At 66.4% G+C, this 18967-nt stretch carries 22 protein-coding genes; 4 read left to right on the plus strand and 18 right to left on the minus strand.

Annotated elements, in window-relative coordinates; translation table 11 throughout:
• Window positions 1-139: 139 nt before the first annotated feature.
• Genes SPF06_RS08240 through SPF06_RS08255 form a run of 4 tightly spaced genes read right to left on the minus strand, consistent with a single transcriptional unit; the run spans window position 140 to window position 3894 of the window.
• Window positions 140-412, minus strand: coding sequence for a YHS domain-containing protein (locus SPF06_RS08240; protein WP_323278556.1), 273 nt, complete (start codon window positions 410-412; stop codon window positions 140-142).
• Between the two features lie 29 nt (window positions 413-441).
• Window positions 442-2763, minus strand: coding sequence for a heavy metal translocating P-type ATPase (locus SPF06_RS08245; protein ID WP_323278765.1), 2322 nt, complete (start codon window positions 2761-2763; stop codon window positions 442-444).
• Window positions 2764-2788: 25 nt separating this feature from the next.
• Window positions 2789-3679, minus strand: a complete 891-nt coding sequence (locus SPF06_RS08250; RefSeq protein ID WP_323278557.1) for a heavy-metal-associated domain-containing protein — start codon at window positions 3677-3679, stop codon at window positions 2789-2791.
• Window positions 3676-3894 carry a heavy-metal-associated domain-containing protein gene (locus tag SPF06_RS08255; RefSeq protein ID WP_323278558.1) on the minus strand — a complete coding sequence of 73 codons (219 nt, stop codon included), beginning with the start codon at window positions 3892-3894 and terminating at the stop codon, window positions 3676-3678. The genes SPF06_RS08250 and SPF06_RS08255 overlap by 4 nt, the downstream gene beginning before the upstream one ends.
• A 205-nt stretch (window positions 3895-4099) precedes the next feature.
• On the opposite strand from SPF06_RS08255, the gene SPF06_RS08260 reads away from it, so the two are divergent.
• Together SPF06_RS08260 and SPF06_RS08265 are read left to right on the plus strand one after the other, a co-directional pair.
• Window positions 4100-5260, plus strand: coding sequence for an NAD(P)/FAD-dependent oxidoreductase (locus SPF06_RS08260; RefSeq protein ID WP_323278559.1), 1161 nt, complete (start codon window positions 4100-4102; stop codon window positions 5258-5260).
• A gap of 27 nt (window positions 5261-5287) precedes the next feature.
• Window positions 5288-6208: a LysR substrate-binding domain-containing protein gene (locus tag SPF06_RS08265; protein ID WP_323278560.1), complete on the plus strand. Its 921-nt coding sequence runs from the start codon at window positions 5288-5290 to the stop codon at window positions 6206-6208.
• A 2-nt stretch (window positions 6209-6210) separates the two neighbouring features.
• Here the strand turns inward: SPF06_RS08265 and SPF06_RS08270 are convergent, their stop codons facing one another.
• The 3 genes from SPF06_RS08270 to solA are packed head-to-tail and all read right to left on the minus strand — an operon-like array spanning window position 6211 to window position 8536.
• Window positions 6211-6564 carry a ParB/RepB/Spo0J family partition protein gene (locus SPF06_RS08270; protein ID WP_323278561.1) on the minus strand — a complete coding sequence of 118 codons (354 nt, stop codon included), beginning with the start codon at window positions 6562-6564 and terminating at the stop codon, window positions 6211-6213.
• 58 nt (window positions 6565-6622) lie between these two features.
• The gene (locus SPF06_RS08275; RefSeq protein ID WP_323278562.1) at window positions 6623-7297 is read right to left on the minus strand and encodes a haloacid dehalogenase type II; all 675 of its coding nucleotides are present in this window, start codon (window positions 7295-7297) and stop codon (window positions 6623-6625) included.
• A gap of 54 nt (window positions 7298-7351) precedes the next feature.
• Window positions 7352-8536 (minus strand): N-methyl-L-tryptophan oxidase, encoded by a 1185-nt coding sequence (solA, locus tag SPF06_RS08280; RefSeq protein WP_323278563.1) that lies wholly within the window; start codon window positions 8534-8536, stop codon window positions 7352-7354.
• Window positions 8537-8959: 423 nt separating this feature from the next.
• Here solA and SPF06_RS08285 point away from each other — a divergent pair, with 423 nt between their 5' ends.
• On the plus strand, window positions 8960-9613 hold the full coding sequence (locus SPF06_RS08285; protein ID WP_323278564.1) for an aspartate/glutamate racemase family protein: 654 nt from the start codon (window positions 8960-8962) through the stop codon (window positions 9611-9613).
• A gap of 53 nt (window positions 9614-9666) precedes the next feature.
• Here the strand turns inward: SPF06_RS08285 and SPF06_RS08290 are convergent, their stop codons facing one another.
• The 8 genes from SPF06_RS08290 to SPF06_RS08320 form a co-directional block, all read right to left on the minus strand.
• Entirely contained in the window at window positions 9667-10926 is a 1260-nt protein-coding gene (locus SPF06_RS08290; protein WP_323278565.1) for an Nramp family divalent metal transporter, read from the minus strand.
• A 55-nt stretch (window positions 10927-10981) separates the two neighbouring features.
• A complete protein-coding gene (locus tag SPF06_RS08295; protein WP_323278566.1) occupies window positions 10982-11716 on the minus strand; it encodes an SDR family NAD(P)-dependent oxidoreductase in 735 nt (244 codons plus the stop codon).
• Window positions 11717-11781: 65 nt separating this feature from the next.
• Window positions 11782-12888 (minus strand): alanine racemase, encoded by a 1107-nt coding sequence (locus SPF06_RS08300; protein WP_323278567.1) that lies wholly within the window; start codon window positions 12886-12888, stop codon window positions 11782-11784.
• 48 nt (window positions 12889-12936) lie between these two features.
• A complete protein-coding gene (locus SPF06_RS08305; RefSeq protein WP_323278568.1) occupies window positions 12937-13407 on the minus strand; it encodes a RidA family protein in 471 nt (156 codons plus the stop codon).
• Window positions 13408-13424: 17 nt separating this feature from the next.
• On the minus strand, window positions 13425-14111 hold the full coding sequence (locus SPF06_RS08310) for a haloacid dehalogenase type II (protein ID WP_323278569.1): 687 nt from the start codon (window positions 14109-14111) through the stop codon (window positions 13425-13427).
• Between the two features lie 161 nt (window positions 14112-14272).
• On the minus strand, window positions 14273-14920 hold the full coding sequence (locus SPF06_RS08315) for a GntR family transcriptional regulator (protein ID WP_323278570.1): 648 nt from the start codon (window positions 14918-14920) through the stop codon (window positions 14273-14275).
• Between the two features lie 50 nt (window positions 14921-14970).
• Window positions 14971-15225 carry a cupin domain-containing protein gene (locus tag SPF06_RS22110; protein ID WP_428985734.1) on the minus strand — a complete coding sequence of 85 codons (255 nt, stop codon included), beginning with the start codon at window positions 15223-15225 and terminating at the stop codon, window positions 14971-14973.
• Between the two features lie 53 nt (window positions 15226-15278).
• The gene (locus SPF06_RS08320) at window positions 15279-16604 is read right to left on the minus strand and encodes a peptide synthetase (protein WP_323278571.1); all 1326 of its coding nucleotides are present in this window, start codon (window positions 16602-16604) and stop codon (window positions 15279-15281) included.
• A 51-nt stretch (window positions 16605-16655) separates the two neighbouring features.
• Here SPF06_RS08320 and SPF06_RS08325 point away from each other — a divergent pair, with 51 nt between their 5' ends.
• Window positions 16656-17453, plus strand: a complete 798-nt coding sequence (locus tag SPF06_RS08325; RefSeq protein WP_323278572.1) for an alpha/beta fold hydrolase — start codon at window positions 16656-16658, stop codon at window positions 17451-17453.
• A 27-nt stretch (window positions 17454-17480) separates the two neighbouring features.
• Here SPF06_RS08325 and SPF06_RS08330 read toward each other — a convergent pair whose 3' ends face one another.
• The 3 genes from SPF06_RS08330 to SPF06_RS08340 all read right to left on the minus strand — a co-directional run bounded on the left by SPF06_RS08330 (window position 17481) and on the right by SPF06_RS08340 (window position 18962).
• Complete coding sequence (locus tag SPF06_RS08330; RefSeq protein WP_323278573.1) at window positions 17481-18053, minus strand: ATPase; 573 nt, start codon at window positions 18051-18053, stop codon at window positions 17481-17483.
• Entirely contained in the window at window positions 18050-18391 is a 342-nt protein-coding gene (locus SPF06_RS08335; RefSeq protein ID WP_323278574.1) for a hypothetical protein, read from the minus strand. The genes SPF06_RS08330 and SPF06_RS08335 overlap by 4 nt, the downstream gene beginning before the upstream one ends.
• Window positions 18392-18527: 136 nt before the next feature.
• The gene (locus tag SPF06_RS08340) at window positions 18528-18962 is read right to left on the minus strand and encodes a MarR family winged helix-turn-helix transcriptional regulator (protein WP_323278575.1); all 435 of its coding nucleotides are present in this window, start codon (window positions 18960-18962) and stop codon (window positions 18528-18530) included.
• Between the last annotated feature and the right edge of the window lie 5 nt (window positions 18963-18967).

Here is an 18967-nt window from a genome sequence, read left to right on the forward strand (position 1 = left end):
GGGGGGGGGGGGCGGGGGGGGGGGGGGGGGGCCCCGCCCCCCCCCCCCCCCCCCCCCCCCCCCCCCCCCCGCGGGGGGGGGGCCCCCCCCCCCCCCCCCCCCCCCCCCCGCCGTCGTCTCGCGGCGTGGTTCAGATCATTCAGAGTGCTGCGAGGTACTTCTCAGGGTCGGCGTCGAACAATGGGCCGCACGCGGCGCAGCAGAGGTAGTATCGGTTGCCCTCGTAGTCACGGATGAGGCCCTTTGCCTCGGCATCCTCCTTGTCCACGTAGTTCCCGCGCATCACGGGGCACTCGGCGGTGGCGTCATCGGCGACGGCGGCGCCGTGGGAGTGGCAGTGTCCGTCGGCTTGAGGAGCCTCCGAGTGAGAGTGCTCTTCGGTGGGGGTGTCGTGGTTGTGTGCTTCGCACATGGGGTGTTCCTTTCGTTGGTTGCGGATGGCTAGGCGCTCACCGATTCGGCCGGACGCGGGGTGCGGTCGAGGGTGGGCGGCTGTTGGTCCACCGCATGGCTCTTGAAGGAGCGCAGGCGGAGGCTGTTGCCGACGACGAAGACGCTCGAGAACGCCATCGCCGCACCGGCGAGCATGGGATTGAGCAGGCCGAGGGCTGCCAGCGGGATCGCGGCGACGTTGTAGGCGAAGGCCCAGAAGAGGTTGCCCTTGATCGTGCCGAGCGTGCGGCGCGAGAGCCGGATCGCGTCGGCAGCACCGCGCAGGTCGCCGCGGACCAGCGTGAGGTCCGACGCCTCGATCGCCGCATCGGTGCCAGTCCCCATCGCGAGCCCGAGGTCTGCCTGGGCCAGCGCCGCGGCGTCGTTCACGCCGTCGCCCACCATCGCGACGGTGCGCCCCTCGCCCTGCAGGCGAGAGACGACCGCGGCCTTCTCGCTGGGGAGCACCTCGGCGATGACCCGTTCGATGCCGACCTCTGCAGCGATGTACTGGGCCACAACCTGGTTGTCTCCCGTCAGGAGGATCGGGGTGAGGCCCAACCGCCGGAACTGCTGTATCGCCTCGGCGCTTGTGGGCTTGACGCGGTCCGCAACGACCAGCAGGCCCCGGATTTCGCCGTCCCATGCGGCGAGGACCGCGGTCTGGCCGTTCGATTCCGCGGCGCGCTTCGCCTCCGTGATCACGGGGTCGGACTCGATCGACAAATCGTCGAGCAGGGTCTGGCGGCCCACAACCACCCTGCGGCCCTCGACGACGCCGGTGACGCCTTTGCCCTCGATGTTGCGGAAGGCCTCTACATCGGGGAGGGGCGCAGCGAGCTCTTCGGTGGCGCCGCGGGCGATCGCCTGGGCGATCGGATGCTCGGACGCATCTTCGAGCGCGCCAGCGAGGCGCAGCAGGTCGCCCCGATCCGTTCCGGCAGCGGGGACCGCCTCGATGAGGGTCATCCGGCCGGTGGTCACCGTGCCTGTCTTGTCGAGCACGATCGTGTCGACGCGCCGGGTTGACTCGAGTACCTCGGGGCCCTTGATCAGGATCCCGAGCTGGGCGCCGCGCCCGGTGCCGACCAGGAGCGCGGTCGGAGTGGCGAGTCCGAGGGCGCAGGGGCAGGCGATGATGAGCACCGCAACGGCCGCCGTGAACGCCGTCGCGCCTGGGAATCCGGCGCCGAGCCAAGCGCCGAGAGTCGCCACGGCGATGGCAATGACAATCGGGACGAAGATGCCGGAGACCCGGTCGGCCAGGCGCTGGACCTCGGCCTTTCCGGACTGCGCGTCCTCGACGAGCTGGGCGATCTGCGCGAGCTGGGTATCCGCGCCCACACGGGTGGTACGCACGAGTAGGCGGCCGCTCGCGTTGACCGTCGCTCCCGCCACCGCATCCCCGGGCCCGACCTCGACGGGGATCGATTCCCCCGTGAGCATCGACGCGTCCACCGCGGAGCTGCCGGTGACGATGACGCCGTCGGTGGCGATCTTCTCGCCTGGGCGGACGAGGAATTCGTCGCCGACGGCGAGCTGTTCGATAGGGATGCGTGCCTCGACGCCGTTGCGGATCACTGCGACATCCTTCGCGCCCAGCTCGAGGAGAGCTCGCAGCGCGGCGCCCGCCTGGCGCTTGGACCGCTTCTCGAAGTAGCGTCCCGACAGGATGAACATCGTCACGCCCGCGGCGACCTCGAGGTAGAGGTTGCCTGCGCCGTCCGTCGGGGCGATTGAGAGCTCGAAAGCGTGGTGCATCCCGGGCATCCCGGCGGTGCCGAGGAAGAGCGCGTAGAGCGACCACAGGAACGCCGAAAGGGTGCCGACCGAGACGAGGGTGTCCATGGTGGCGGCGCCGTGACGCAGGTTGGTCCAGGCGGCCTTGTGGAAGGGCCATGCTGCCCACACGATCACCGGGGCCGCGAGGGCTAGGGAGGCCCACTGCCAGTAGGTGAACTGGAGGGCGGGCACCATGGCCATGAGGATGACGGGTACTGCCAGCACGACCGAACCGGTGAGCCGCCGCCGTAGGTCCATGAGCTCGTGATCGCGTTCGTTGCCCTCGTTCGAGGGCGCTGTCTCCTCGGGTGGGGCCGGCAGGGCCGCGGTGTAGCCGGTCTTCTCGACCTCGATGATGAGCAGCTGGGGGTCGTAGCCCTCGGGGACGAAGACCTTCGCTTTCTCCGTAGCGTAGTTCACGCTCGCCTCGACGCCGTCCATCCGGTTGAGCTTCTTCTCGATCCGGTTGGCGCAGGAAGCGCAGGTCATCCCGCCGATCTCGAGCTCGTAGCTCGAACGCGGAGGTTCGGTCGGTGTGGTGGTGGACATCATGAACCGTTCTGCGTGAAGGGGCTCAGTGGTCTTGGCTGAGGACGAAGGCTGCGGTGTGCACGGCGCCGTCGACTTTGAAGTCGAAGTAGAGCAGGTAGCGTCCTGACGACGGCGTTTCTGCCGCGAACGTCACGGTTGGTCCGCTCACCTGCCCCGGCTGGGGATCGGCGCCCTTGGGGTGGACGTGCAGATAGGCGAGATCGCCGTCGCGCAGGACGACGAGGTGACCGAACGCCCCGAGATAGGGCTGCAGGGTGGCGACCGGTGCGCCATTCTTCGCGACCGAGACGGTGAGCTCCGACGAGGCACCGCCGCGGAGGTCGCCCGCGATTGTGACGTCGAAACCGTCGACGCGCGCGGTCCGCACCTCGGTAGGCACGGGGCCCAGCGTGACTGGCCCGGCGACGTCGACCGTTCGGGTGAGCGTGACCGAATCCGCGCTGCCTCCGGGGACGAAGTCCGCGAAGACGCGATAGCTGCCGGCAGCTCTCCAGATCCACGGGATGGTCCATGTGCCGTCTGGGGTGCGCTCGGGATGCACGTGGCGGAACTCTGATCCGTCGGTGCGGACCACGATCAGATGCAGTTCTTGATCGTGCGACATCGCGTAGTCACGCAGCGGATGCCCGGCGGCGTCGTCGATCGTGAAGGAGAGAGTGCCGGCCGAGCCAATCTCGGCGGGTGCCCGGACGGGACCGAGTTGGTAGCCACCGGCCGCGAGAGTGACCCCATGCGGGACGGCCGCGTCTCCCATGTCTCCCATCGAGTCGTGCCCGCCGTGCGCCTGCGCGGCAGTCGCCATTCGCTCGGCCACGACCGTCTTGGGGATCGCCGCGCCTGCCACGGTGAACGCCGCGCCGAACGCGAGCGCCAGGCCGGCCGCGTACAGGCCGAGGCGAGTCGCGGTGTTCATCCGACGCGCGCCGCCACGTACCCGGCCTCGTCCACGGCAGCGATCACCGCGGCATCGTCGGCGGGAGTCCCGGAGCCTGTGCTGACCACGAGCCGCCCCGTCGCGGCGCTGACCTCGATCTCCTGGATCCCCGGGATCTGGCCGACCTCTTTGCGGATGGAGATTTCGCAGTGCCCGCAGCTCATTCCGGTGACCTGGTACTCGGTTGTGCTCATGACAGGATCCTTTCGTATTCCGACGAATATATACCCATGGGGGGTATGTTGCTGCTTAGCTTATACCCATAGGGGGTATCCGGTGCAAGGGATGGCGCGAAGAGAGCTGGCTGTTGAGGATGTACCCCCTAGGGGTATACTTTTGTCTACAATCCAACAGTTGCCCGGGAATTTCAAGCGCTCTCGAGAGAAAGGTCGTGTGCAGATGCCGGAACGAACTCCAACGGTCCTCGTCGTCGGCGGGGGAGCAGCGGGGCGCGCCTGCGCGCAAGAGCTGCGTAGGGGCGGGCTCGCAGGCTCGATCCAGATCGTCGACGCCGAGCCAGGCGGTGCGATAGACCGCACGCTGGTCGACAAGGCACTGCTTCCGGGGCTGCTCACGAGAGAGCAGATCGCCCTCCCGCCCGTCGAAGGCGTAGTGGTCACCTCAGGCGAAGCAATCACTGCCGACTTCGGCACGAAGACTGTCGAGCTCCGCGATGGGGGGCGTCTGACCGCGGATGCCGTGGTGATTGCGTCCGGGGCCGTACCCAGGCATCCGGACGGCATCGATGTGGCTCCGGGAGTTCCACTGCACCGACTCCATACGGCGGATGACGTGGAAGCGCTCCGAGAGTCGATCCCTCAGGCGGTTGGACGGCGTGTAGCGGTGATAGGGGCTGGATTCTCGGGCACCGAGTTGGCGAGCCACTATGTGGCCGCGGGTGCCGAAGTTGTTCTCGTGGGCCGGTCCGACATGCCTCTCGCGGCGGCGCTTGGCGCCGAGATCTCCCCGCGGTTGGCCGCGTTGCTCCGGGAGCGGACGGATTTGCGGCTGGGAACGACCGTGCAAGCCATTGCTTCGTGCGGCGCCCGCGCCCGGCTCTCGCTCTCCGATGGCAGTTCCGTCGAGGTCGACGCAGTCATCCTCGCCCACGGGTCGATCCCTGCGACCGCCTGGACGGGCTCGCCGGACGGGATCCGCGTGGACGACCGCCTGCGCATGAGCGAGCGGGGATGGTATGCAGCCGGCAGCGCGGCCTACATCGCCTCTGGCGGCACGAGGCTCACGACCGACCATTGGAACGCCGCGATAGCTCAGGGCGAGCACGCCGCCCGGACGATACTGCACGACTTCCTGGGAGTCGAAGACCCGGGTCCGTATCGGCCGACGACGGGCTTCAACCTTCGCGCGTTCGGCTCGACGATCTCTGTGCGCGGCTTGCGATTGCCTGACGGGTCAGAGCGAGCGGCCACCTGGCCCGGCGAACCGCCCCACCCCGAGGCTGTGCTGACCGAGTTCGTGAATGCGCACGGCGCCGTGACCGGAGTGGCCGGCTTCAATGCCGGCCCCGCTCTGGCCCAGGCCGCCTTGTCGATCGTTTGAGGCCGGGGGAGAAGGCGGTCGGCACAGATGGATCTCACATCGATCGATGATTTGGAATTTTTCGAACAGATCGCCCGTTCCCAGAGTCTCACCGAAGCGGCACGGAACTGGGGAAAGTCGGTATCGTCCGTGAGCAAACGTCTTTCCGCGCTTGAAACGCGGCTCGGAGTACCACTGGTTCGGCGCAGCACTCGTCGGCTGATCCTCACCGAAGAAGGGCAGCGTTATGCGATGGGTGCCTTGGCCATCCTGCAGCAGAAAACCGACTTGGAAGACGCCCTGTCCGCACAGCATGGTGAACTGAAGGGACGCATTACTGTGCATTCGAGCCTGGGTATCGGCCGGAAGCACATTGCGCCGCTGCTCGGGGAGTTCGCCCGGCTGCACCCGTTGATCCAGATAGACCTGGAGCTTTCCCCACTGCCTTTGAATATTTCGGGTACAAATTTCGACATTGCCATCCGGGTCGGAGGTCTCTCGGACTCCAGGCTCAAGGCAAGACTGCTGGCTCGGAATCGAAGGATCGTATGTGCCGCGCAAAGCTATCTTGACTCCGCCCCGCCACTTCGGACCATGAGGGACCTGGAACGGCACAACTGCATTGTCTTGCGCGAAAACAACGCCGACTACTCGCTGTGGCGCTTCGGCGAGAAAGGGCAGGAGTATGTTGACGTCAAGGGCAGCATGATCAGCGACGACGGGGATGTTGTGACGAACTGGTGCCTTCAGGGCCTCGGCTTGATCATGCGCTCCACATGGCACGTCAACCCGCTGATCCAGCAAGGGGCACTTCATCAGGTTCTGCCGGAGCTCTCGACGCCCAATGCAGACATTTATGCCCTCTACCCTGCAACAACTAGGACTCCCCGCCGGATCACCGCAGCCATCGAATATCTGCGGCAGGGCTTTGGCGGGAGGATAGATCCTCCCGCCGACTCGATTCTCTGACGTCAGAAAGAATTCGCTGTTGTCCCCTGCCCACGGGCTCGCCTGGAGATCGCGTCCATGATCTCTGTCTCGCTGAGACCTCGTTGTTTCCGCGCGAGCTCGACGGCGAAATGGAGCGCATCAGCGCGATCGCCTTGGTGCACTTCTGCCCGAATCGTTGTGCGACCGAGCCGCTGGGCCGCGGCGAGGCGATGATAACCGTCGGCGAGCAGGAGGCGCCCGTGAATCTCGTACACCGTGACGGGTGTCGAATTGTCGAGATTTTTCATGTAGTACGCCACGCGTTCTGGGTCCAGGTGAGCGCGGCCCTCCGCGATCGGCTCCTGAACAAGATCAGCGATGGGAACTTCGGTCACCGGCACACCTCCATATTGCACTGCACCGGGCCGAGGCGCTCGAGAATCGGAGCGGCGGCTAGAGGCCGAGATGCTTGTTCAGCTCGTCCAGGGACTTGACGGTGAAGATGTTGTAGCCCGGGGCGAAGGGTTCGGCGCCGCGGTCCAGCATGACAAGGTCCCGGAAACCCAGGTTGTACATCGGGATGTGGTCGTACAGGGGGTGCGAGGAGACGTGCAAGAAGTCCTCCGGCTTGGCGTTGAGGGTGTCCAGCATGTACTCGAACGCCTGGAGGCGCGGCTTGTAGGCCCGGGCCTGCTCAGCAGTAAACACGGCGTGCCACTCAGCGCCGAGCTTGGGGATGCTGATGTCCAGGAAGCTGTTGTCGGCGTTTGACAGAGCCACCAGCTTGTAATTGTCCCCCTGGAGCTTCAGCGCAGCTGGCACGTCCTCATGGGCACCGGAATTGCGTACGGCCTCAGCGAGCTCTGCGCCGGCACCGGGGGTCGGCCCAACGCCAAACCGCTTGCATGCGCGGTCGAAGGCGTCCTGAAGAATCTGCTCGTAGGGCGTGTAGTCCCCATTGACCTCATCGAACCGGTATGCACGGAAGATCTTCTTGAAGGCCAGCCATTGCTCGTCCGGGATGCGACCATCGAGCAGGCGCTGAGTGGTGGGGTAGATGTTGAAGTTGATCAGCGTGCCGTAGACATCATAAGAGACGTACTTCGGCCGGAAGTTTGTGGAGGTCATATTCTTCCCTTCAGAGTCTTCTGACATTTTTTGAGGCCTGGATTTGTGCTGCTCCTAGCTCAGTGCCAGCGACTTGAGGCTTGAGCCGGATGCGAGGAACCTGGCAGGGTCCATGAAATTGATGTCGGTGGCCGTTGTTCCATCCACGACGAGGTCTGCGGCGATGGCACCCAATCCGGAGGCCATCTTGAAGCCGTGGCCGGAGAAGCCGGCCGCCGCGACGACTCCCTCCATCCCGGGCACCACCCCCAACAACCCGGTGGCGTCCGGCAGATGGCCGTCGGCGCACGTGGCCGCCCGCACCGGTTCCGGAAGGAGTCCTGGAATGAACTCCCGGACCCATGCTCGGATTGAGTTCAAGAAGTCAGGATCCCAGGCCGGAGGCTTCTCCATGGATTCGACTTCGTCCAGATAAATGCTCCCCACGACTTTCACGGTCCACCCGTCAGCGCTAGGAAATCCGTAGAACCTGGCCTGATCCGGCCTTCCGTCTTCCTCGGCCCTCCTGAGGAATACCGGCATGTCTTCCCTGCGGAATGCCGATGCGTCCACAACAGGGAACCAGGTGAGGACCTGCGGCAGGACGGACAGGTGAACTCCGAGTTCCTTGCAGACTGCTCCCGCACCATTGCCCTGCGAGATGATCACGCGGGACGCCACGATTTCCTCCCGGTCGGTCCGCACGATGTACCGGTCACCGAATGCATCAACGCTGCACGCCTTCCGGTTTCCCAAGAACTCGGCGCCAAGCCGTGCGGCCTCAACGAGAGCTGCGGTCACGGCCTTCTCCGAGTACAGATAACCCCCTCCGGGATCAAAGACGGCGACATCCATGTCCCTGATCGCATGTTCGGGATACCTGCTCCTAGCCTCATCGCCCCGGAGCAGCTCGAAGTCGAGCCCGTACTCTTGCGCGGCGGCAATAAGCGGTCCCAGCCGCGGGTTGTGCTCGTCATAGATGGTGACAGCGCCCGTGGTGTTGAGTAGCGAGGTGCCGCTGATCTTCTCCAAATCCCGCCACAGATCTTCTGACCGCTGCAGGAGCGGTGTGTAATGCGCTCCTTCCACATATACCTTGCGGAAGATGCGCGATTCCCCGGCGTAGGCTGAGAAAGGGCCGGGGACAGAGAATCTGTCTACACCGATGACCCGTAGACCACGGGAAGCGAGCTGCCAACTTGCCATGCTTCCTACCGAGCCGACGCCGACGACTACGACGTCCGTTTCGAACGCACCCATGCTCTTTAACCTTGCTTTCCCTTGTGCAGGCCGTTGGCCGTTGCCCCGTCCGGGTTTCCCTCCAGCGTACGCAACAAGAGGCCGCCGACTAAGGGCCCTTGGGTCAATGCGTTGTTTCCTAAAACGAAAGAAGCGCAGGCTCACCGTCACTGCCTGAAGGAGCTCCTGCTTCTTGCTCCCGTAGAAACAATGCCTTGTCTCGTAGACCGCGAATCATGCCCTTCTGGACTCGTACTCTGGCCTGACTGGACGCAGAGCCCAGCCAAGGCTCTGAAGGAAAAACCAGAATGTCGACTGCGGTGTTCAACAAGGGAAGGCTCCGATGATCAACACCACCCGCATCGAACTGGCAGGATGCCCTGCCAGCGCTGGAGCAGGTCTTTGGCAGCAGGCGCACCTATGAAGCGCGCTCGGGTTCTTGCCATGCTGCACACGGTCCCTGGGTTGGTAAACGACATGGAGGCTCTGGCCCAGAAGGCGATCCCAGACCTCCGTGTCCTGCATTACGTGGATGAGTCGTTGCTGCAGGACACCATTGCCAAGGGAACAACGCCAGCACATGTTCGCCGGCGCCTGGTGAACTACGCCAGCTACGCCGAGGAATCGGGTGCCCAGGCACTGCTCGTGAGCTGTTCTTCGATCGGCGAAGCTGCAACCGCCGCCCAGGACTTTGCCGCTATTCCCATCATGCGGATCGACGCTCCTATGGCCGAGCTCGCCGTCGCATCCGGAACCAGGATCGGCGTGCTCGCGACTCTTTCAGCGACGCTCGGGCCAACCACACGGCTGGTCCAGGAGGCAGCCATGCGGCAGAGCAAGAAGCCCTCCATCACGGCCACGGAGGTCGGCGGCGCGTTCTCCGCCCTGCGCGCAGGCGACCGTGCGATGCACGACGGGTTGGTGCTCGCTGCCTTCTCGGAGCTGGCTGCGCAATGCGATGTCGTCGTTCTCGCCCAAGCTTCGATGGCTCGTGTCATCGAGCACAGTCGAGACCAGCCCGGAGGGCCCGCCGTCCTTGCTTCCCCCGACAGCGGAATGACTCAGCTCAGAAGTCATTTCTCTTCCCAGGATTCATAGGTGGCGTCCCCATTCGAGAGGGATCCGGTCATGCCAAATCGTGATGTCTCCTGTCAGGCCCCGGGCATCGCCGTGAGCCACAGGAGCGCGAGATTGAGCGCGATGACGAGTCCGGCGCTCACCCACGAGGCGGCCGTGAGGAGAGGCGAGGACGCGAACGGCCCCACCAGCTTCTGTTCGGAAGTGAGCCGGACAAGTGGAACGAGGGCAAACGGAATGCCGAAGCTCAGCACGACCTGGCTCACCACAAGCGAGAGGGTCGGGTCGACGCCGAGCGCGAGGAGCAGCACCGACGGCGCAAGCGTGATGGCTCGTCGAAGCATCACCGGGAGGCGTCGCTGGAGCAGGCCGTCCATGATCGTCGCGCCAGCGTAGGAGCCGACGGCGCTCGAGGCAAGGCCGCTTGCCAGGAGCCCGACGGCGAACACCGTTCCCACGAGCGACCCGAGCGTCCCGGTGATGGCAGCGTGTGCGCCTTCAATGGTGTCAGTGCCGTCTTTGCCGCCGAGCGTGGAGGCTGCGAGGAGGAGCATTCCGACATTGACGATGCCGGCGATGCCGAGGGCGATGACGACGTCAAGTCGCGTCCCGCGCAGGAGCCGGGCGACAGCCGCCGGTGGAACGTGCGTGTGGGGATCACTGCGATGACGGTCCCGGGAGAGCGCCGAATGCACGTAGATCGCGTGCGGCATGACCGTCGCACCGAGCATCGACGCGGCCAGCAGCAGCGTTTCATGCCCCTCGAAGTGCGGCACAAGACCGGCCGCAACCCCAGTGGGCGACGGCGGGCTCGCGATCAGTCCCGCGAGGAACCCGATGGTGATAACGGCAAGCAGGCCGACAATAGCCAGTTCGAAGCGCTGCTGCGTCCGGTGGTCCTGGATCGCGAGGATACCCAGGGAGACGACCCCCACGACGAGGGCACCCAACGGCAGGGGCACGCGGAACAGCAGCTGCAGGGCTATCGCACCGCCCACGACCTCCGCCAGGTCTGTCGCCAGGGCGACCACCTCGGCCTGGAGCCAGTAGAGCCGGCGGCTGTGCGGACCAAGGCGTTGGCCAAGGAGTTCCGGGAGAGTGCGCCCCGTGACGATGCCGAGCTTCGCCGACTGGTACTGGATGAGCATGGCCATCGCGTTGGCGATCACGAGCACCCATACAAGGAGGTACCCATACCGTGCACCGGCCGTGAGATTGGCCGCGACGTTGCCAGGGTCGACGTAGGCAATGCAGGCGACGAAGGCTGGGCCGAGGCTCCCCGCCGAGCGCCGTGCGGCGTCCGCCGCAACCCGGGCCGGAGTGTCTTGAGCCATCCTGCTCATGCTGCGGACCAATTTTCCTCTGTCTCGGGAACCGTAGTGACCGGTGCTAGAAGGCGGTGTAGCCGCCGTCGACGGGGAGGGTGACCCCGGTGATGTAGGACGATTCGGAAGAGGCGAGGAAGAGGATGGCGTCGGCGATCTCCTCGGGGGCGGCGAGCCGCTGGAGCGGGATCGAGACCTCGCGCTGCCGGCGGGTGGCTTCAGGATCGGGCCTGCGCTGGAAGGATGCTTCGATGACCGGGGTCGCGGTCAGGCCGGGGGCGACGACGTTGACGCGGATGTTCCGCGGAGCCCACTCAATCGCCGCGCCCTTGGCGAGCATGATGAGGCCGCCCTTCGCGGCGGAGTACAGGACCTCCTCGGGCTTGCCGACCATGCCGAGCCGGGAGCCGACGAGGACGAACGAGCCGCCGGTGGCGGGCATCAGCGGCGCGAAGTGCTTCATCACCAGGAACGAGCTGAGCAGGTTGCTGTGCAGGACGTTCTTCGCGTCCTCGTAGGACATCTCGGTGAGCGGGCTGCTGACCTGCAGGCCGTGGTTGAGGACGACGACATCGACAGTCCCAAAGGCCTCGGCGGCCTCGCGCGCCAGGCTTTCAACAAAGGCCTCCTCGTTGAGGTCTCCGGGGATGTACAGATCCTCGGGCTCGGCGCCGTCGAGTCGCTCCCGGCGGCCGGTGAGCACAAGGCGCGCCCCCTCACGATGGAAGCGGGAACACACGGCCTGCCCGATCCCGCTGTTGGCGCCTGTCACCAAGGCGGTGATCTTTTCAAGCCTCATCGAGGGACTCCTTCTGGGTAGACAGCGGGGTGATTGGCGGGGCGGGGATGGCCGGACCGTGTGCGTCAGCTGAGGAAGCCACGGGCATCGACCGGCCACCGCTGCAGCGACGTGCCGGTGCTGTCGGTGACGATGTACTCCTCGAAATTGACCACGACCGGGCAGACGTGGTTGGGCACGACCGGGAGCACGGTTCCAACTTCAGGGTGGAAGGCGCCGGGAGGCAGCGGGAGGAACCCGTGGTACTCGTTGAGCTTGGCCAGGACCGCGTCGGTGCCGGCGATGGCTCCATAGCCGCGCTCGGGGCTGCCTTCGCGGCCCAGAGCCTTGGTGCCGACATCGAGAATGACCTGGTCGGGAACCCAGTCGCTGACCACGGTGCCAGCGACGAACAGCGCGATCTGGTCCTGGGCGCAGGCGCCGAGCCGAGCGTTGTTCAGGTCGTTGAACACGTACTCGCCGGGCCGGATCTCGGTGATGACGCTGTTGGTGGCGAACTCCACGGTCGGCGTGGACCCGGCGCTGACCACCTCCGCGGTGACGCCCACAGCGCTCAGGCTGCGGACCGCGGCAGTGAGCGCGGCCTCCTGATCCTGCGCCGCACCCCTGCGGGAGTCGGGGCCTGCGCTGCCGTGGCCCGGGTAGGTGAAGACACCCACCGGCACGAGACCGCGATTGCGGGCGGCATGCGCGAGGTCGCCCGCGAGCTCAGGAGGTGCTCCAGAACGACGGGCGCCGCAGTCGACCTCGATCACCACCTCTAGCCGCCCGGCGTCGTCGCCCATTGCATCGGCAAGGGCCCCGATAGCCGAGGCGTTGTCGACGCCGACCCGCAGGCGGGTCGTCTCGGCCAGCCGACGGATCCGCGGCCCCTTCGTTCCCGCGACCCAGATCGGGTAGGCGATGAAGATGTCGTCGAATCCGGCAGCTGCGAAGACTTGTGCCTCGCCCACGTTGCCGGCGGTGATTCCGACCGCCCCCGCCTTGAGCTGGCGGCGGCCGATCTCCACGCACTTGTGCGTCTTGACGTGCGGGCGGATCTGAAGGCCCTGCCGGTCGGCGAAAGCCTGCATGCGGTCGATGTTGTCCTGCATCACATCGAGAAGCACGATGGGGGCGGGGGTGTCGACTCGGTCCACGACAGCGTCGAGTGCTTGTTGGAGGCGGTTCACTCTGGACTCCTCATTGTTCGATTCGATGCCTCGTAGACCGCTTCACCACTACACCGCCGTGCAGACCATCTGGATCTCGACAGGACTGTTGAGCGGCAGCCCGGCTACGCCGATCGCGGTGCGGGCGTGACGCCCGTTCTCGCCAAGCACCTCTATGAGAAATTCGCTGGCCGCGCTGGCAATCCACGACTGCAGTCCGAAGTCCGGCGTGCTGGCCACGAAGACGAGCATCTGCACAATCCGGACCCGATCCAGGTCTCCCACCGCTTGGACAGCGGCGGCGAGGCAATTGAGCGCGGCATGGCGCGCGAGCTCCCGCGCCGTATCCACATCGACATCCCGGCCAACGATGCCCTGGCCCAGCAACTCACCGTCCTTGAAAGGAAGCTGGCCCGCGATATGGATGCTCTCGCCCACCGCCCTGCAGTCCACGTAGTACGGGTTGACCGCGAGGACGGGTAGCTCCATACCGAGGGCTCGGAGCCGATCTGAAGCCGAGCCGGCCTTGATGGCACTCATCTCTAACCGGGTCTTTCTCAGGCGGCAGGTCGCGGCAGGCCGAAGAGGACGGGGAGTTCGGCGATGTCGGTGATCCGCTCGTAGCCGAGCCAGTGCTCATCGTGCTCGAAGCCGCGGTCGACGTAGACCTTCTTCTCGATCCCCATGATGGCCGCAGAGCGGTGGTCGTACATCGGGCTCGCGGAGACGTGCACGAGCTCGTCGGGGGTCACGCTGAGCTTCTCGAACATGTAGTCGAACGCGGCGAGGCGCGGCTTGTAGCAGCCCATCTGCTCAGCCGTGATGACGACCTCGAACGGGGCCTTGAGGTTCGCCGCCAGGCGCTCGGCGACCGCGGTGTCGCTGTTGGTGATGATCACCAGCGGGACTGCCTCCGCGAGGCTGTTCAGCGCCGCGGTGACGCCAGGGTAGGGGCCGAAGCTGGGGATCCGCTCGTAGACCTCGCTCGCCTCGTCGGCGCGGAACTCGATGCCGACCTTGCGTGAGGCGCGCTCCATGGAGTCGGCGACGATCTGGTGGAAGGGCTTGTACGCGCCCGTGCACTCGTCGAACCGGTACGCCTTGCAGATCCGCAGGTACTCATCGGTGATCTCGGCGGGGAGCCGGTCGCCTAGGACCTCCCGCATCGCATCGTTGATTGCGAACTTGATCAGCGTCCCGTTCATGTCGAACGAAACGAACTTCGGCTTGATGTCGAATGCCACGGGTTCCTCCTGAGGATGGCTATGGAAGGATTGTCGATTGTCGACGATACTGTCACAGCATGTTGATTGTCAACGATCCGACAGGATCCCGAGTGTTGGCGGAGATCGTGGACGGTCATTCGAGCCCCACCGCGCAGCGTCAGGGCCCCCGCCGAGGCCCCCTACTGGTTCCGCAGGGCGGATTGGAAGTGGAGAACCAATTCTTGCCGGAACGTCTCTGCGTCGCCCTCCAGGGCGACTGCAGCCAGACGTTCGTGCTCGACGGCAATGTCGCGCAAGTCGCCGTAGGAGCGGTGGTCCACCGAAAGGTACAAGCGCAGCCTGGTCTCCCAGCTGCTCCACATGTTCCGGAGAACGCCATGCCCGGAGAAGTCGTAGAAGAGCCTGTGGAAGCGAAGGTGTGCGTCGATGCTGGCGGGAATATCGTTATTCTCGGTGGCCCGGTGAAGTTCCTCGATGACCTGCATCAGCCGGGGCCGCTCGGGACCACGCAGCGCCCCTGCGGAGAGCTCGGCGGCGTACGGTTCGACGAGCGCGCGGACCGAGGCGATCTCGGCGACCTCCTGAGCGCTCACCTCCACAACGAAGGATCCGCGGAAGGGGATCTTGACAATCAGCCCCTCCTCCTCCAGCTTCGTCATCGCCTCGCGCAGGGGCGACCGGCTGATTCCGAGATCTGAGGCGATGTGGGTCTCGCGCAGCTGGCCACCGGGCGGCAGCGTTCCGTCGAGGATGGCATCGCGCAGCATGCCGTAGACGCCGTCGGGCGTGGTCGTCCGCTGCGCTTGCCACGTGAAGGTGTGGCCCATCCCGCCTCCCGGTGTCGGCTGTCGATTCTGCAGTTGGCCGGTGCCAGACGTCAGGCTGGCCAGTGAGACCGGTCAGTCGAAGCCGTGGCAGTAGACCTTGCGGATGGTCTCGGTGACCTCCCAGCGGCCGGACCAGTCTCTGGCTGCACGATCACATCGCCGCCCGAGATCTCATAGCGAGTGCCAGTGGCCCCGTCAGTGACCGTCGCGCGGCCGCTCACGATGTAGCACACCTCGGTATCCTCGCGCTGCATAGGTTTCACTCCTCGTGGGTTGTCTATTGTTGACAATGCTACCTTCAGCAATGCTGGGTGTCTAGGCGCGGGGCAGCAATGGGTGGTGACCGGCTACCCACAGGTCAGGACACCTGTGCAGCCGCCGCCCCGATTCGCGCCGTGAGCTCGTCGAGCCACCCGCCCACGCTTGTGCGGGCCACGGCGTTGTCGGGGTAGCGGCACCGAAGGTGCAGCCCGTCCCCGTTGGCGATGAACCAGATCATGATGTTGTCCGTCGGCAGCACTGCGGAGACGAACTGCGGTTCGAGCGAAGGGTCGATGCCCAGCGGCAGGCGGCGCACGTCGAGCCACGAGAGCGCGAACATCCCGGGCATCTCCCGCGCGTCGCCGATGCGGTCGAAGATCGGCGCGAGGGGGTAGGCGCCGAGGCGCAAGGCCTCGGCGACCGCCGCGGCGCACGACGCCGGGGCCGGATCCGCGATGTCGAGCACGGCGTTCGTGATGTACCAGCCGACCGAGTTGCGCCACCGCGGCTCGTTCCGCGAGTGCACGGGGAACACGGCCCGCAGGGGCGCGTCCGCGACGTCGCGGAAGAGCTGCGCGAGCTCGGACAGGACCAAGGGCAGAATCCGCACCCCGAGCGCGTTGGCCCGCTCTTCGAGGCGGGCGAGCTGGTCTCCGTCGATCACATCGCGCACCTCCACGACGGCCGGCGATGGCCGCGCCACATCGCCCAGAGGCAAGGGGAACACGGGCATGCCCCCATCGCCGGCGCGCAGGATCTCCCGCCAGTGAGCGATGATCTGGGCCGGCGCCTCGGGCATCGCGGCGAGGGCGCGCGTGTGGTCGACGAACGCCGCCGGCAGCGGCTCCGCAGCCGCGGTCGACGCCGGGGCGACGCCGTCGCCGTCGGCCTCGACCCGCGTCCGCACCTCGTCGGCGAGGATCAGCAGGGACCACATGTCGACGTGCGCATGGTCGCTTGCGACGACGACGACGGGCCGCGGGTCGGGTTCGGCCGGATCCGGCAGCACGAGGGCGAGGAGGTACGACGGCGCCGCAAACGGGCGGCATTCAGCGTCGAGGAGGGCGTGCAACGCCTCGCGCGTCGTGGTGCCAGAGGCCGCGTCGTGCTCTCGCCACACGCCGTCGTCGACCGTGGCCTCGTGGAGCCGGACCCGCACGCCGTCGGAAGAGAAGACTGTGCGCAGCGTCCCGTGACGCGCGATCGCCTCGCGCCAGGCCTCGGCGAGCACCCCGCGGCTCAGGGACTCGGTGACCCGGAACGACACCGCCATCCACGAGCCCGGGCGATCGCCGCGGCCCACGTGCCGGCCTTGGTCGAACGAGACTGGCAGCTCGCGCGTCGGATCGGGCACCGCGCGCACAGCGAAGCTGGAGAGGGATCCCTGTGGCAAGGCCATCTGAGCCACCGTGGTAAGGCGCATGGTGCCGTAGTCTAGGGCCCAGATGTTTCGCGAAAGCACGCGGGAGGGCTCGTGGCCTCATTTCAGACGCGCGGCGCGACTCTCGACTACGATGTCGCCGGTTCCACCGGCCCCTTGGTCGTGCAATTGCACGGCCTGACATCCAGCCGCGAGCGCGACGGTCAGCTCGGCCTCAACCTCGCGCGTGCACTGCGCGACCACCGCATCCTCCGCTACGACGCCCGAGGTCATGGCCATTCCACCGGGACTCTCGACGAAGCCGACTACACCTGGCCGCGTCTCGCCGACGACCTGCTCGCGCTGCTCGACCACGTGGCTCCGGGCGAGCAGGTGCACGGGGTCGGGCCGTCCATGGGGACCGGGACGCTCCTGCATGCCGCCGTGAAGGATCCCGACCGATTCGCCTCGCTGACCCTCGTGACGCCCCCGACCGCATGGAAGAGCAGGATCCCGCAGCGCGAGACCTACCTCGCCAACGCGGCAATGGTCGAGCAGCAGGGCATCGCCGCGTTCGTGCAGCGGGATTCGACGGCGCCCTCGCCGCCCGCGCTCGCCCACGCGCCCGACACGAGCATCGCCGTGCCGGAGAAGCTCTTGCCGACGGTGATGCGGGGTGCGGCCGCGACCGACCTGCCGAAGAAGAAGGCCATCGCGACCGTCGAGGTTCCCACGCTGATCCTCGCGTGGAGCGGAGACCGCTCGCACCCTCTCACGACGGCCAACAAGCTGCACGAGCGGATGCCCCGAAGCCGCATCGTGGTGGCCCGCACGCCCTACGGGATCATGGCGTGGCCGGGGCTCTTCGCCGAGTTCATCACTACGGTCGACGCGCGGGACCTGGTCGCCTGAGCGGCGCCGTCGCGGTGGCCGGAGCTGCTAGTGCAGCAGCGCGGGCGGCGTCCATGGTGGCCACTGGGACTCCCCTGCCTCGACGCCGTGCTCGTACACGGCGACCAGTCGAAAGGGGCTTGCCGCCTTGCTGTTGTCATAGAACCTGGACCGATCGGCCACGAGCCGTGCGGCCGCAACATGGGACCAGAGCCTCGAGTAGCGGCCACGGATCTTCGATTCGGGGACGCTGTGACCGCCGTGGGAGGCCCTGTAGTCGACGCGGCGGACAGTGGTCTCCTCGGGAATCATGATCACGTGCAGGGTGACGAGGTAGCCGTGGGCGGCGGCCCGTTCCACGAGTTCGACCTTGCTCGGATGGCTGAACACGGTTTCGGTGATGAATGATGCCCCAGCGGCCAGCAGCGTGTTCCGCTGGTCATCTGCTGCTCGTGCTGCCTCGTAGGAGTGTTCTACCTCCGCACCGGGCCACTTGTGGGCAGCGATGGCGTCGGCGTTGATAAAGGGCAGTCCGGTGCTTGGGCCAAGGACCCTTTCAACGAAGGTTGTCTTGCCTGCCCCGTTGGGGCCGGCGAGCACATGTAGAACGGGTGAACTCACTCCCCGCCCCTGATGACGAGGTTTCCGTCCTCATCGGCTTCGGCCCACGTCTCACCGGCGGCGAGTAGTTCCGGCTCGAAGTTCAGCGATGCAAGTGCCGACGCGATCCGCTCATCCCATGCGGCCCGGACCACGGCCTGCTCTCGCTCGGCCAACGCATCGTACGAACCATTGCCCGCGAGCACTCGGGCCACAGCTGAACCACTGCTGGTGGCCTCCAGCTCCCGGCCGATACGGGCCCACCGGTTGATTCTCTCGGCAGCACTTCCGCCTTCGGCCTTAGCTGCCTCATAGACGTCGTGGTCGATGCGAGTGGGGTGTGTCGGCATCGCGGTCATAAGGCCACTGTAGCATTTTGCTACACCGGATCTCGCTGTCGTCTCCCGCGGAATTCCGGGGGTGCGGCCGAGGGGCTCGCTAAAAGAGGGTCATGACGAGACGGCGGATATCGCTTCTGGTGACCCCAACGGCGGCTCAGCGGCTCTCGAGCCGGTCGATGATCGTCGTGAGGAGGCCCTTGAGGACTTCCAACTGCCCGTCATCGATCCCGACTAGCGCCGCGACCTCCGTCGGGATCGACGCCGCCTCGCCCCGAAGGGCCTCGCCGGACTCGGTGAGGGCAACGAGGACGCGCCGTTCGTCGGCCGCATCGCGCCGTCGGCTCACGCGCCCCGCGGATTCGAGGCGTTTGAGGAGCGGCGTGAGGGTGCCCGAGTCCAGGTGCAGGCGCTCGCCCAGTTCGCCCACGGAGAGCGGCGTTTCGCTTGACCACAGCGCGAGCAGCACGAGGTATTGCGGATAGGTGAGCCCTGAGTCCGAGAGCAGCTGGCTGTACGCGCGCGTGACGGCGCGCGCGGCCGCGTAGAGCGGGAAGCACAGCTGGTCGTCGAGCTCGAGCGAACGTTCCATGCTCC

This window comes from Sinomonas terricola (assembly GCF_034931225.1).
Lineage (GTDB): Bacteria > Actinomycetota > Actinomycetes > Actinomycetales > Micrococcaceae > Sinomonas > Sinomonas terricola.

What these genes read in the sequence shown, in the direction of transcription:
- SPF06_RS08285 (WP_323278564.1), top strand. Translation starts at nt 8,960, where the DNA reads ATGCTGCACACGGTCCCTGGGTTGGTAAACGACATGGAGGCTCTGGCC.
- SPF06_RS08265 (WP_323278560.1), top strand. Translation starts at nt 5,288, where the DNA reads ATGGATCTCACATCGATCGATGATTTGGAATTTTTCGAACAGATCGCC.
- SPF06_RS08245 (WP_323278765.1), bottom strand. Translation starts at nt 2,763, where the DNA reads ATGTCCACCACCACACCGACCGAACCTCCGCGTTCGAGCTACGAGCTC.
- solA (WP_323278563.1), bottom strand. Translation starts at nt 8,536, where the DNA reads ATGGGTGCGTTCGAAACGGACGTCGTAGTCGTCGGCGTCGGCTCGGTA.
- SPF06_RS08290 (WP_323278565.1), bottom strand. Translation starts at nt 10,926, where the DNA reads ATGGCTCAAGACACTCCGGCCCGGGTTGCGGCGGACGCCGCACGGCGC.
- SPF06_RS08255 (WP_323278558.1), bottom strand. Translation starts at nt 3,894, where the DNA reads ATGAGCACAACCGAGTACCAGGTCACCGGAATGAGCTGCGGGCACTGC.
- SPF06_RS08260 (WP_323278559.1), top strand. Translation starts at nt 4,100, where the DNA reads ATGCCGGAACGAACTCCAACGGTCCTCGTCGTCGGCGGGGGAGCAGCG.
- SPF06_RS08295 (WP_323278566.1), bottom strand. Translation starts at nt 11,716, where the DNA reads ATGAGGCTTGAAAAGATCACCGCCTTGGTGACAGGCGCCAACAGCGGG.
- SPF06_RS08275 (WP_323278562.1), bottom strand. Translation starts at nt 7,297, where the DNA reads ATGACCTCCACAAACTTCCGGCCGAAGTACGTCTCTTATGATGTCTAC.
- SPF06_RS08315 (WP_323278570.1), bottom strand. Translation starts at nt 14,920, where the DNA reads ATGGGCCACACCTTCACGTGGCAAGCGCAGCGGACGACCACGCCCGAC.
- SPF06_RS08335 (WP_323278574.1), bottom strand. Translation starts at nt 18,391, where the DNA reads ATGACCGCGATGCCGACACACCCCACTCGCATCGACCACGACGTCTAT.
- SPF06_RS08250 (WP_323278557.1), bottom strand. Translation starts at nt 3,679, where the DNA reads ATGAACACCGCGACTCGCCTCGGCCTGTACGCGGCCGGCCTGGCGCTC.
- SPF06_RS08320 (WP_323278571.1), bottom strand. Translation starts at nt 16,604, where the DNA reads ATGCGCCTTACCACGGTGGCTCAGATGGCCTTGCCACAGGGATCCCTC.
- SPF06_RS08240 (WP_323278556.1), bottom strand. Translation starts at nt 412, where the DNA reads ATGTGCGAAGCACACAACCACGACACCCCCACCGAAGAGCACTCTCAC.
- SPF06_RS08340 (WP_323278575.1), bottom strand. Translation starts at nt 18,962, where the DNA reads ATGGAACGTTCGCTCGAGCTCGACGACCAGCTGTGCTTCCCGCTCTAC.
- SPF06_RS08305 (WP_323278568.1), bottom strand. Translation starts at nt 13,407, where the DNA reads ATGAGTGCCATCAAGGCCGGCTCGGCTTCAGATCGGCTCCGAGCCCTC.